Source organism: Burkholderia sp. KL41 (assembly GCF_057005415.2).
In genome coordinates this window covers 2,608,500-2,621,923 of the sequence record NZ_CM174447.1, presented here as the reverse complement: position 1 = coordinate 2,621,923, position 13,424 = coordinate 2,608,500, and the positions used below count along the sequence as shown (strand labels likewise).

Genomic DNA, 13,424 nt, shown 5'->3' with positions numbered 1-13,424 from the left:
GCGGAAGATCGAGCATGATCGTGCGACCGATCAGGCGAGCCGCCGATGCCGGATTCGAGCAACCCGCTTGAGACACAGTCCCAAGCGGGTTTTTGTGTTGACGCCCGTATGGCGGGCGTCGGATTCACGTTTCCTTCCCGGGTGAAAGATGAGTTTGAAAGAGCAGATCAGCGAAGACATGAAGGCCGCGATGCGCGCGAAGGAAAGCGAGCGCCTGGCAACGATTCGCCTGCTGATGGCCGCGATCAAGCAGCGCGAAGTCGACGATCAGATCACCCTCGACGACGCGGGCATCACGGCCGTGATCGACAAGATGATCAAGCAGCGCAAGGATTCGATCAGCCAGTTCCAGGCCGCCGGCCGTGACGACCTCGTCGCGAAGGAGCAGGCGGAACTGGTCGTGCTGAGCGGCTACATGCCCGAGCAGCTGTCGGAGGCCGAGGTGGCCGCCGAAGTCCAGGCCGCGGTTGCGCAGACGGGCGCGGCGGGCCCGCAGGACATGGGCAAGGTGATGGGCGTCCTGAAGGGCAAGCTCGCCGGCCGTGCCGACATGACGGCCATTTCCGCACTGGTCAAGGCCGCGCTTTCGAAGTAACACCTGTCTCCCCGGCGCGCGCGGTGCGTGCGCCGGGGTGTCGTATTGTCTTTTTTCGCTCGATCCCACGGTGATTCCGCATTCGTTCCTGCAGGATTTGCTGAACCGCGTCGATATCGTCGACGTGGTGGGCCGGTACGTGCAGCTCAAGAAGGGCGGCGCCAACTTCATGGGGCTGTGCCCGTTCCATAACGAGAAAAGCCCGTCATTTACGGTCAGTCCGACCAAGCAGTTCTATCACTGCTTCGGCTGCGGCGCGCACGGCACGGCGATCGGCTTCCTGATGGAACACGCGGGGCTCACGTTCCCGGAAGCCGTGCAGGAGCTCGCGCAGTCGGTCGGCCTGACCGTGCCGCACGAGCCGTCGATGCGTGGCGGCGGTGGGGGTGGAGGCGGTGGCGGCGACTATCCGGCGCCGGTGTCGAAATCGGTTGCGACCGCGCTGTCCGATGCAATGACCGCCGCGTGCGACTACTACCGCAAGCAGTTGCGTGGCGCGACCGTCGCGATCCAGTACCTGAAAAACCGGGGCCTGACCGGCGAGATCGCCGCGCGCTTCGGGCTCGGCTATGCGCCGGACGGCTGGCAGAACCTCGAGGCAGCATTCCCCGACTATCGCGACGAGTCGCTCGTCGAGTCGGGGCTCGTGATCGTCAGCGAGAAGACCGATGCGCAGGGCGTCGCGCGCCGCTACGACCGGTTCCGCGAGCGGATCATGTTCCCGATCCGCAATGTGAAGGGGCAGGTGATCGGCTTCGGCGGCCGCGTGCTCGGCAGCGGCGAGCCAAAGTACCTGAACTCGCCTGAAACCCCGTTGTTCAACAAGGGGAGCGAGCTGTACGGCCTGTTCGAGGCGCGGCTCGCGATTCGCGAGCGCAAGTACGTGTTGGTCGTCGAAGGCTACATGGACGTCGTCGCGCTTGCGCAGCTCGGGTTCCCGAATGCGGTCGCGACACTCGGCACCGCGTGTACGCCGATTCACGTGCAGAAGCTGCTGCGCCAGACCGATACGGTCATTTTCAGTTTCGACGGCGATTCGGCCGGGCGGCGGGCGGCTCGCCGCGCGCTCGAGGCATGCCTGCCGCATGCCGGCGACAACCGTACGATCCGGTTCCTATTTTTGCCGGCCGAGCACGATCCGGACAGCTACGTGCGCGAATTCGGCGCGGATGCGTTCTCCGAACAGGTCGAGCGCGCGATGCCGCTGTCGCAATTTCTGCTGAACGAAGCAATTGCCGGCAAGGCGCTCGATCAGCCGGAAGGCCGCGCGAAGGCGTTGTTCGATGCGAAGCCGATGTTGCAGGCGCTGCCCGCGAACGCGTTGCGCGCGCAGATCATGCACATGTTCGCCGACCGCCTCGATATCCCGTTCGAAGAGGTCGCGGGGCTGTCCGACGTCGATACGCGGATCGCGGCACCGCCGCGCCAGGCGCCTGCACGCAGCGAGCGGCGCCGCGTGACGGACAGCGAAAAGCGTGCGTTGCGCACGCTGGTGATGCATCCGCGCATCGCGTCGCAGCTCGACGATGAACAGCTTGCGACCCTGCGTGCGTTGCCGCGCATCGGCGAATTGTTCGCGGAGGTCGTCGACCATGCCCGCGCGCTGGGCGACGGCGCGGAGTTCCGGCTGCTTTCCGATGTCCTGCGGACGTCCTCGAATGGAGCGACTTACGAGGAAATCTTCCGCGAAATTCTGGACTATGATGAAAACGTCCGCGATTTGCTGTTACAGAATCCGGAAGACGAGACGGTGCCCGAGCGGCAGCGTGAGCAGGAACGGATCGCGGGGGAGGAGTTGCAGGCCGCGGTGCTCAAGATGCGTTACGACGCCTGCTGCGACCGGCTTGACAGGCTGGCGCGGCAATCCACCTTCACACCCGAGGAATTGGCCGAATTGACGGAATTGAACCAGCAGCGAACCGACATGAAGCGTCGGCTCGGGCTCTAGGCGGCCGGGGAGCTTAGAGAGGGTTCCCCAGCGTGCTATAATATAAGGTTTCCAGCGGTTTGTTTTCTAAGCAGAGGCGAGAATCGCGATGGCAAAGACGACAGGCGGAAAGAAAGCAACAGGCAAGGGCTCGACGGAGCCGACCAAGAAGGTCACAGCGGCCAAGTCTGCTTCTTCCACCAGGACAACGTCTTCAGCCACGTCAGCCCCGGCAGGAAAAAAAACCGCGGCCGGCACTGCTCAGGCTGCGCCGGCGCCGGCAGCCAGAACACGGGCTGCCGCCAGACCCGACTCCGGGCCGGCCAAGCCGGCGGCGAAGCGGGCAAGTGCGAAAAGCGCAAGGGACACGACTGCCGCCGCGGACGAAACGGCAGTACGTACTACTCATGCACCCACGGTTCAACCGGCTGTCGTCCAGCAGCCGCGAGTCGATATAGCCGGTACGGCGAACTCCATGACCAAAAAGCTGAACGAAGTATCCGTCGAAGACGACGCAAATCAGAGCGACGAGCAGCCCGCAGCAGCAGCGGCTGCACCGGGCAAATCCAAGGTGCGCGACCGTCGCGCCAAGGAAAAGGCGCTGCTGAAGGAAGCGTTCGCGACGAGCACGCCGGGTACGGCCGAGGAGCTCGAAGAGCGCCGCGTGAAACTGCGCGCGCTGATCAAGCTCGGCAAGGAGCGCGGCTTCCTCACGTACGCCGAAATCAACGACCACCTGCCGGACAACTTCACCGAGACCGAAGCCCTCGAAGGCATCATCGGCACGTTCAACGACATGGGCGTGGCGGTCTACGAGCAGGCGCCGGACGCGGAAACGCTGCTCCTGAACGACAACGCGCCCGCCGCGTCGTCGGACGATGAAGTCGAAGAGGAAGCGGAAGTCGCGCTGTCCACCGTCGATTCGGAATTCGGCCGCACGACCGATCCGGTCCGGATGTACATGCGCGAAATGGGCACGGTCGAGCTGCTCACGCGTGAAGGCGAAATCGAGATCGCGAAGCGGATCGAGGACGGCCTGCGCCACATGGTGATGGCCATCTCCGCGTGCCCGACGACGATCGCCGACATCCTCGCGATGGCCGAACGCGTCGCGAACGAAGAGATCCGCGTCGACGAGCTCGTCGACGGCCTGCTCGATCCGAATGCTTCGGACTCCGCCGATACCGACGGCTTCTCCGCGAAGGAAGCGGAAGCCATCGAGAACGAGGACGAGGAAGCCGAAGAGGAAGAGGAAGAAGAGGAAGAGGAGGAAGATGACGGTGCCGCACAGGCATCGGCCAACGCCGCCCAGCTCGAAGCCCTCAAGCGTGCGTCGCTCGAGAAGTTCTCGCAGATCAGCGAGTGGTTCGACAAGATGCGCCGCGCGTTCGAAAAGGAAGGCTACAAGTCGAAGGCCTACCTGAAGGCGCAGGAAACGATCCAGACCGAACTGATGACGATCCGCTTCACCGCGCGTACCGTCGAACGCCTGTGCGACACGCTGCGTGCGCAGGTGGACGAAGTGCGTCAGGTCGAACGCCAGATCCTGCACATCGTCGTCGACAAGTGCGGCATGCCGCGTTCGGAATTCATCGCGCGCTTCCCGGGCAGCGAAACCGACCTCGACTGGGCCGAGAAGATCATGGCCGAAGGCCATTCGTACAGCGCGGTGCTGTCGCGTAACGTTCCGGCGATCCGCGAACAGCAGCAGCGCCTGCTCGACCTGCAGGCGCGTGTCGTGCTGCCGCTGAAGGACCTGAAGGAAACCAACCGCCAGATGGCGGCCGGCGAACTGAAGGCGCGCCAGGCGAAGCGTGAAATGACCGAGGCCAACCTGCGTCTCGTGATCTCGATCGCGAAGAAGTACACGAACCGCGGCCTGCAGTTCCTCGACCTGATCCAGGAAGGCAACATCGGCCTGATGAAGGCGGTGGACAAGTTCGAATACCGTCGCGGCTACAAGTTCTCGACCTATGCGACGTGGTGGATCCGCCAGGCCATCACGCGCTCGATCGCGGACCAGGCGCGCACGATCCGTATTCCGGTTCACATGATCGAGACGATCAACAAGATGAACCGCATCTCGCGGCAGATCCTGCAGGAAACCGGTCTCGAGCCGGATCCGGCAACGCTCGCCGAGAAGATGGAGATGCCGGAAGACAAGATCCGCAAGATCATGAAGATCGCGAAGGAGCCGATCTCGATGGAAACGCCGATCGGTGACGACGACGATTCCCATCTCGGCGACTTCATCGAGGACACCAACACGGTCGCGCCGGCGGATGCCGCGCTGCATGCGAGCATGCGCGACGTCGTGAAGGACGTGCTCGATTCGCTGACGCCGCGCGAGGCGAAGGTGCTGCGGATGCGCTTCGGTATCGAGATGAGCACCGATCACACGCTCGAGGAAGTCGGCAAGCAGTTCGACGTCACGCGTGAACGGATCCGTCAGATCGAGGCCAAGGCACTGCGCAAGCTGCGTCACCCGAGCCGTTCCGACAAGCTGAAGTCGTTCCTCGAAGGGAACTGATTTCCAGCGTCTCTCCTGCGAACGCCGCCGGTATCCACGTGATGCCGGTGGCGTTTGTCTCCTTTGTTGTTACAATGCCGGCCCGGCTTCTTTGCCGGGGCAGCGTGTGACACGCCTTGCTTCTCATCTGGGCCCCTAGCTCATGCTTGGTTAGAGCAGCGAACTCATAATTCGTTGGTGCCGGGTTCGACTCCCGGGGGGCCCACCAAAATGGACAAAAAAGCCGACCCACTGGGTCGGCTTTTTCGTTGCTGAAGTACCGCGTCTAGTTCACGCGAGCACCTCCCTGACCTCCTGAAGCGCGTCTACTCCGCCGCGGATGCTCCCCAGACCTTCCTTTGGTGCGAGCGTTGAGTTCTCACTGATTAATGGCTTTTCCGTCGGCGAGCGCCTCGCAAGCTGGCGAGACACTGACAGTTCATATGAACCGACCAGCGCCATCGGAGTGCAGCACTGGTTCACCAACGACTTCAGGGTATCGAGCGGAATCTCCATCTTGGAACTGCCGCGTGTTTGGTGATAGCCGCGAGCAGCTTCGTCAATAACGAGGAACTGGCACCGCGCGGCCGCACCATGCATCCCGAATGTGGGTAAATGCCATAAGTCGCTTTCGATAAATTGGAGGCATCACCAATCTGAGTGAGAATTTGGTGACACAAGAGTATCTACAAGAAATTGTTCTAACCAAAGGCAGGCGCGGCCGAAGAGGGCCGGAATCGTTCCGGTGTTGGTCTCCATTTCGATAGAGGCTTGCTTGTGCCGTGCATCGGCCGAGCAAAGAGCCGCTCGAAGTTCGTATTGCCCGTCCAACTGGCGGGTTTCTGTGGGTAGCTGTTTGCACGGACGGGGGGATCCACCACTGTGCGGGGATGCCTGAGATTAGGGGATAGCGACTGAGATTTAGGCAACCGGATGGCGAAGCTAGCGTCCCGGAGGGCGCACACAGGCGCGGGCAAAGCGACTCCATACACGGCGGATCAGGGGGCTGAGTGGAGGGTTGTCCTATGCAATTGCCATAGAGAGGGCGGGGGCCCAACCTCGCCATCCGTGCCCGGACCCGCGGAAATGCTCAGGGCTGAGCCTTAGGTGCAAGGATTTTTATGGCTACCGTTTCTTTACCATCTGCCGACAAGGTGTGGTTACACCGGTAAAGCAAAATGGAATCAAGAGGCCTTCACCTCAAGTTGATGCTGCAACGTTTTGTAACCTAGATGGAGCTATGCTTTGCAAGCTCGGGGCGGAATTCTATCGCTGCGCACAGGATTGGCAACCGTCGTACGCGTGATGAGTCAATAGCCAAATATCCCTAGTAATAATTGTCTGCTTCGGGGAAACACGGGCAAGGTCAAGGACTTGGTTTAGCGATGAAGCAAGATAAGGCGACTGGACCCACACAGCTCCGCGCGGTCATCAGATGTGCCCAGCACCGACTTTATTGCTTTAAGCATTCTGGTGACATTTATTGTCCTTGTAATACGTCTTGCCACTGGTATTCTAAGTTCCCCGCAGCCGTTCGCATCCGAGGTCTGACTGTTATTGGACGCGCTGGTGGGTTCGCCAAGTGGAAGCTTCTGTGCCGCTTGGACGGGGATTAGAAAGTACGGTTGGCACGGATGTTTCCGGAGGAAGCGAGCGTTCGTGGCAACACGTCTAGACGAATAGTTAGTTGTAGCTGGAGACCATTGATGGATACCGGGGTTGTCGGGCCGACGGATGAATCGGCAAAGCCTTATTGCGTCCAGATTCAGACGACCGTCGCTGGACGGGTCAATCTGGCGGACTTCCAGAACGCGGTGCCCGTGGTTCGGGAGCTTTCCATAGTTAACGAAACGGAAGACGCATTCCGGGACCTGAAGCTCACCGCGATTTCTGACCCACCATTCCTCAAGCCCAAGACTTGGCACCTAGACCATCTGGCGGCGGGGCAGACCCTCCGTATCACGGACCTTGATTTGTCTCTCGACGGTCCGCTGCTTGGCCGCCTGACTGAGTCGGAAAAGTCGGTGGTCACACTCACACTCACTGCGCCAAACCGAGAGTCAGCCCAGGTTGCAATTTCCGAGCAGACAGTCGAGCTTCTTCCAAGGAATCAGTGGGGCGGCCTGTCGTCGTTGCCGGACATGATTGCGGCCTTCGTTCAGCCGAACGAGCAGGCAGTCGAACGTGTGCTCAAGCAGGCCGCGGAGGTGCTACGCAAAGCGGGGAAGCCCGGCAGCATCAATGGCTACCAGGAAGGTGCAAAGCGCGCATGGGAACTCGCTTCTGCTATCTGGAATGCAATTGGAGCGATGGGACTCGACTATGCCGTACCTCCCGCGAGCTTCGAGCTGGAGGGACAGAAAGTGCGCGGGCCCAGCCAGATTGCGGAATCTGGACTCGCTACCTGTCTCGACCTGGCTTTGTTCGTCTGCGCGGCACTGGAGCAGGCGGGACTGAATCCAGTTCTCGTCTTCCAGCAGGGGCACGCTTTTCCCGGCGTCTGGCTGAAGCCCGAAGAGTTCTCGACCACCGTCATTGACGACATCACAGCTCTGCGGAAGCGGGTGAAGCTCAAAGAGATGGTCCTGTTCGAGTCGACCCTCCTTGCACAGAGGCCTCTGCCGACTTTCAGTTTCACTACGGCCAAAGGTGAGGAGCACATCTCCGAAGATGAAGAGCCGAAGTTCGAGCTGGCAATTGATATTCGGCGCGCACGCCTGCAGCGCATCAAACCGCTTGCTAGCGAACACGCTGTAGTTCGTGGCACGGCTGGCACCGGGGTGACCGAGGACCTGACTCCGCGGTGGGAGGATGCCCCAGAGTTTTTGGAGGAACTCGAAGACGCGCATTCAGACGACGGGCAGGAGCGGCCGGAGGACCGTCTTACACGCTGGCAGCGAAGGCTCCTCGACCTGTCACTCAGGAACAATCTGCTGAGCTTCAAGTCGGGAAAGAAGTCCCTGAAGCTCGACGCGCCTGAGCCAGGACTGCTTGAGGATGTTCTGGCGGAGGGGCATGCGCTAAAGCTGCTGACCCGTCCGGACCTCATGGACGGTTCGGACCCACGCAGCCAGGCTATCCATGAGGCGCGCGAGCGCGAACACATTCGCCGCCAGCACGCCCTCGACGCGTTGACGCGCAAGGAAGTGTTTATCGGGTTGCCGCAGGACGAGATGGATTCTCGCCTGACTGAATTGTTCCGGAATTCCCGGACCACCTTGCAGGAGGGTGGTTCGAATACACTGTACCTCGCGCTCGGCTTCCTATCGTGGACGCGCGACGACAAAGACGACAAGAAATATCGTGCACCTCTCATCCTCGTACCTGTCACACTCGAGCGTCGCAGTGCGCGCTCTGGTTTCAGTCTGAAGCTTTACGACGAAGAGGCCCGATTCAATCCGACGCTCATTGAAATGCTGCGTCAGGACTTCGAGCTCGAACTCGGTGTGAACGACGTCGAGCTGCCCAAGGATGACTCAGGCCTCGATGTTGCCGGAATCTGGAAAACCGTGTCCCATGCTATCAAGGACATCAAGGGCTGGGAGGTCGTGGAAGAAGTCGTTCTGGCTTCGTTCTCGTTTGCCAAATACTTGATGTGGCGGGACCTCACCGAACGTACCGAGCAGCTCAAACAGAACGCGGTAGTTCGTCACCTCATCGATACTCCGCGCGATTCGTACCAAAGTACGGTGGAGTTCCCTGATGTCACGCGGCTGGACATCGAGCTGCCTGTGAAGGAGACGTTCTGCCCTCTACCAGCAGACTCGTCGCAGCTTGCCGCCGTGGTCGCGGGCAGCAAGGGCAAGGATTTTGTTCTGATTGGACCACCGGGCACCGGAAAGAGCCAGACGATTGCAAATCTCGTTGCGCAATGCCTCGCCGAGCGGAAGCGCGTTCTGTTCGTTTCCGAGAAGATGGCCGCGCTGGATGTCGTCTACCGGCGCCTCGCCGACGTCGGCCTTGCAAATTTCTGTCTCGAGCTTCACTCCAGCAAGGCGCGAAAGACTGACGTTCTTGAACAGTTGAAAACGTCATGGGATTCATCCGCCGTCCTCGCGCCTGAGCAATGGCATGCAGAAGCGGTTCGGCTTGAAGGACTGAGGTCCCAGCTGAATGGATATGTTGAACGACTCCATCTTCGGCACTCGAATGGCCTGAGCGTCTATGAGGCAATCGGTCGAGTCGTCGGCGGTCATGACCTGCCAGCGTTCCGGCTGACGTGGTCGTCTACCCACGCGCATGGCATGGAAGCGATGCGGGGCCTTCGCGAAACCGCCGAACTGCTCGATGTCAATGCCAAGGCTTTCGGTGAAGAGAAGTTGACGTCAACCCCGCTGGCGCATGTGGCTCAGACCGATTGGTCGCCTCTCTGGGCGGCCGCGCTGGACGACGCTGCCCGCGCGGTACCAGACGTTGCGGTGCGCTTCGAAAAAGCAGCGGCTGACCTGCGCCAGGCTATAGGGCTGCCGGATCTGCCGTTGGACCCCCGGGTACGCGATGGTATGCGGATGCTCGCCGCGGTCCTGTCGTCCGCGTCTGGTTACGACTGGCGTTTTGCGCTACGTCCGGATGCAAAGGCTATTGCGGATGGATTGCGCCAGGCAACACCAATGTTGCAGCGGTACCGGGAATTGCTCGGCACGCTGTCGACGCCTTGCTCGAATCAGACACTCGAGGACCTGCGAGTAGGCATTAGCCATTTGCAACGCGGTTCGGAATTGGATGCAGCTCTTTCCGTGCCTTGGAGCGAAACACTGCGCGCTCGCCTCGCCAAAGGTATCGAACTGCTGCGCACCCGACTTGACGTTCTCGGCCAGCTTTCGATTCCATACAAGGAGGGCATCCAGACAAGGACAATTGCCGAGTTGCAGTCTGACCTACGTGAGCTCAAGGACTCGGGCTGGCCGATGAGCATGATGCGCAAACGGACTTTGACGAAGAAGCTCAGGGAGCTGGCAGGCGGAAACGGTGGCGAACCGAACATCGACGGTGATATCGAGTGTCTTGCGCGAATTGACGCCCTCAATAACGAAATCAAGGAATATGGTGACCTGTTCTCGCTCACTTCGAGCGTATGGATGGGGCTCAAAACAGACCTTGATGTAGTTTGTGCACTCCTGTCATTCCAGACGGCCCTCGAGCGTGCTCGTGAGCGCTCGAACTGGGATGACGTGGGCCTTGACCCGGTCAGCCGAGGGCAATGCGGCGATGCTGCTCAAGATGACCTGCAGCGGATGCGTGAGTTGCGGAAAATCGACCACGTTATTGCGAGCCTCGCTCATCTGGAAATCGAGACAGGCAATGTCTGGGTCGGTTACAAAACTGATGTTGTAGTTGCGAAAGCATATGTGCTTTTTCAAGGAGCGCTCTCTGCTGCACGAGCAGAAACCCACTGGGTGGATGACGGATATACGGTAATCGAGTCTGGACGCGCTGGCTCAACCGCGGCTACCGATATACGAAACATGCGCGAGTTGGTTTCGTTGCATGCCAGAATTCAGGAGTTCGCAGACCTGTCAGGCAAGACGTCCGGTCTGTGGAGCGGTCTACAAACCAAGATTGATGGCATTGAGCCGGCCCTCAAGTTTTTCGAGTCTCTGTCGGCCGCACTGGCAAATCTCGCGAATACACCGGAACTGCTTGCAGCGGTCAAAGCCCCGGTCGCCCTTCTGCTTGGCGACAGCAATATTCTGCTTGAGCCGTCAGGCATCGTTGCTCGTACGAGATCCACCTATGCCGAAACGCTGCAGTCGTTTAATGAAGCTGTCGCTCAATTTGCTACTGCCAGCGGGCTGGCATCTTCGGAACACGCGACTCTTCATTCGCTTCTCCCCGGGCAAGTAGCGGAACGCGCTAGGCTGGTGGTGCAGAATGCTAACCGGCTGAAACTCTGGTGCGCTTGGCGGAAAGTCCGTCAGCATGCGCTTTCGCTGGGATTGGCCCCATTGGTTTCAGGTATCGAAGACGGCAATATTCAGCGTGGTCAGGTGAAGGCAGTTTTTGAGACCAACTACTGCCGCTGGTGGTTGAATGCTGTCGTGGATGGCGATGATGTTCTGCGTAACTTTGTGTCCGCCGAGCACGAGAAACGCATCCAGGATTTCCGCGAGCTTGATGAGCAGTTCGTCGCTCTGACTCGGGCCTGGGTCAGAGCGCAACTTTCGTCCGGTCTTCCTTCGCCGGCGAGGGTCGCACTGGGCTCCGAGTGGGGGCTCCTGCGTTATGAGATGCAGAAGAAGACGCGACATCTTCCGTTGCGCGAACTTATGTCGAAGGCTTCCGGTGCAATTCTCAGATTGACTCCTTGTCTGCTCATGAGCCCGCTGTCGATTGCCCAGTATCTACCGGCTGAGACCTCAGACTTTGATGTCGTGGTCTTCGACGAAGCTTCTCAGATTCCGGTCTGGGATGCGATTGGTGCGATGGCGCGGGCGCGGCAAGTCATCATGGTCGGTGACCCGAAGCAGCTCCCGCCGACCAGCTTCTTCGACCGTGCGGAATCTGACGTCGACGATACGGATGTCGAGGCGGAACTCGAGAGCATTCTGGAAGAATGTATCGGAGCGAACCTGCCGACGATGAAACTGTCGTGGCACTACCGCAGCCGGCACGAGAGCCTTATTGCCTTCTCGAACTACCGGTACTACAGCGGCGACCTGGTTACATTCCCGAGTCCTGTCACCAACGACAGGGCTGTCAGTTTCAATCTCGTGACTGATGGCAAGTACGAGCGCGGTGGAGCCCGTACCAACAAACCAGAGGCGAAGGCGCTTGTGGCCGACTTGGTCGGCAGACTGAAGTCCCCGGGATTCGTCGACAGTCGGATGACGGTCGGTGTCGTCACGTTCAATGCCGAGCAGCAGCGCCTGATTGAAGACCTCCTTGACGAGGAGCGTCGCAAGGACCCGTCAATTGAGCCGCACTTTGCCGAGTCAGCGCTTGAGCCGGTGTTTGTCAAGAATTTGGAAAGCGTTCAAGGTGACGAGCGGGACATTATGTACTTCTCGATTACCTACGGCCCTGGCATTGATGGCACGATGCCAATGAACTTCGGTCCGATGAACCAGCAAGGTGGGGAGCGGCGCCTCAATGTTGCTATCACGCGTGCCCGCCAGGAACTGCGTGTGTTTGGCAGCTTCAAGCCAGAGAAAATGGACCTGTCCCGAACGCAGGCGCTGGGTGTTCGAGACCTGAAGCACTTCCTCGAGTTTGCCGAGCGGGGAGCTCGCGCTTTGGGTGAAGCCGTTGCCGGCAGCATTGGCGACTTCGATAGCCCGTTTGAGAAGGCAGTGTGTGTGGCACTGGCGGAGAGGGGCTGGACGGTTCATCCTCAGGTGGGCGTGTCGGCGTTTCGTATTGACCTTGGCGTGGTGGACCCCGATGCTCCTGGCCGCTATCTGGCAGGCGTTGAATGTGATGGCGCGACCTACCATCGCTCAGCGACGGCTCGTGACCGCGATAAGCTGCGCGAGCAGGTTCTGAGAGGACTTGGTTGGGAAATCGTCCGAATCTGGTCGACCGACTGGTGGGTTGACATGCCGGGCACCCTCGAGAAGGTGGATAGTCAACTGCGAGCTTTGCTTGCGGTCAGACGAGAAGCAGAGGCAGCGGAGATGCAGAGCGCTGCAGCAATCGCGGAAGAGGTCCTGGCCGCGGCAAAATCAGGTTCAGGCAGCGGATTCAGCAACGCAAATGCGGTAGAAGATGTTGTGCCGAAGGTGGTGTCGAAAGCCGCAGTCTCCGAAGATGAAGCGCCGGTCATGTACGCTCGCGCCGCGTCAACGCCGATATCCATTGAGCGCGAGGAGGCGATATTCGTTGAAGTTGACTTGACGATTTCCGACCACGAGCGTGACCCGGAGCTGTTCTTCGCTCACACTTACGACGAGCGTCTGCTCGCGATGATTACAGCAGTCGTCAACGTCGAGGGACCCGTGCGCGACGAGGTTCTGGCAAGACGTATTGCTCGCGCGCATGGATGGTCCCGAACCGGCTCTCGCATTCTGAGTCGCGTGGTCGACCTCGCGTCGAAGCACTTCGATGCAGAGACTGAAGATGTTGGCCTGTTTATCTGGCCTAAGACTGTCGGTGATAAGGCATCTTTAGCGTTCAGAAGTCCGCTGCCCGGAGCTACACGACCGGTAGATGAGGTTTCAATCGCAGAGCTGAGAACGCTTGCGACGAAACTGCAAGCCGAGGGGCATGACGAGGAGTCAGGGCTCAACGCCATGAGTCGAGAGTTGGGCCTCCTTCGACTGCGCGGCGCGAGCAGGGAGCGTTTGGAGCAAGCATGGCGATGTGAATAACGTTGAGTTCAGACGGGCCGCCGATAGCACCGCACGCTCTGTTGACGAATCTCGCTAGACGAGCTCAAGGCGCTTGCTATAGAAATG

Annotated in this window: 5 protein-coding genes and 1 tRNA gene; 5 read left to right on the top strand and 1 reads right to left on the bottom strand. The window is 60.0% G+C overall.

What is annotated here, in order from left to right; all coding sequences use genetic code 11:
• Positions 1-148 precede the first annotated feature (148 nt).
• From PQB87_RS29065 to PQB87_RS29050, 4 genes are all read left to right on the top strand, one after another.
• Entirely contained in the window at positions 149-595 is a 447-nt protein-coding gene (locus tag PQB87_RS29065; protein WP_021160855.1) for a GatB/YqeY domain-containing protein, read from the top strand.
• A 70-nt stretch (positions 596-665) separates the two neighbouring features.
• Complete coding sequence (dnaG, locus tag PQB87_RS29060) at positions 666-2,543, top strand: DNA primase (RefSeq protein ID WP_059694334.1); 1,878 nt, start codon at positions 666-668, stop codon at positions 2,541-2,543.
• 88 nt (positions 2,544-2,631) lie between these two features.
• Entirely contained in the window at positions 2,632-5,052 is a 2,421-nt protein-coding gene (gene rpoD, locus PQB87_RS29055; protein WP_027791084.1) for an RNA polymerase sigma factor RpoD, read from the top strand.
• 129 nt (positions 5,053-5,181) lie between these two features.
• Positions 5,182-5,260: transfer RNA gene (locus PQB87_RS29050), tRNA-Ile, on the top strand.
• A gap of 62 nt (positions 5,261-5,322) precedes the next feature.
• Here PQB87_RS29050 and PQB87_RS29045 read toward each other — a convergent pair.
• Entirely contained in the window at positions 5,323-5,547 is a 225-nt protein-coding gene (locus tag PQB87_RS29045) for a hypothetical protein (RefSeq protein WP_155630077.1), read from the bottom strand.
• 1,190 nt (positions 5,548-6,737) lie between these two features.
• Here PQB87_RS29045 and proA point away from each other — a divergent pair.
• Positions 6,738-13,337, top strand: coding sequence for an anti-phage protein ProA (proA, locus tag PQB87_RS29040; protein ID WP_489243080.1), 6,600 nt, complete (start codon positions 6,738-6,740; stop codon positions 13,335-13,337).
• The last annotated feature ends 87 nt before the right edge of the window (positions 13,338-13,424 follow it).

What these genes read in the sequence shown, in the direction of transcription:
- PQB87_RS29045 (WP_155630077.1), bottom strand. Translation starts at nt 5,547, where the DNA reads ATGGAGATTCCGCTCGATACCCTGAAGTCGTTGGTGAACCAGTGCTGC.
- proA (WP_489243080.1), top strand. Translation starts at nt 6,738, where the DNA reads ATGGATACCGGGGTTGTCGGGCCGACGGATGAATCGGCAAAGCCTTAT.
- rpoD (WP_027791084.1), top strand. Translation starts at nt 2,632, where the DNA reads ATGGCAAAGACGACAGGCGGAAAGAAAGCAACAGGCAAGGGCTCGACG.
- PQB87_RS29065 (WP_021160855.1), top strand. Translation starts at nt 149, where the DNA reads ATGAGTTTGAAAGAGCAGATCAGCGAAGACATGAAGGCCGCGATGCGC.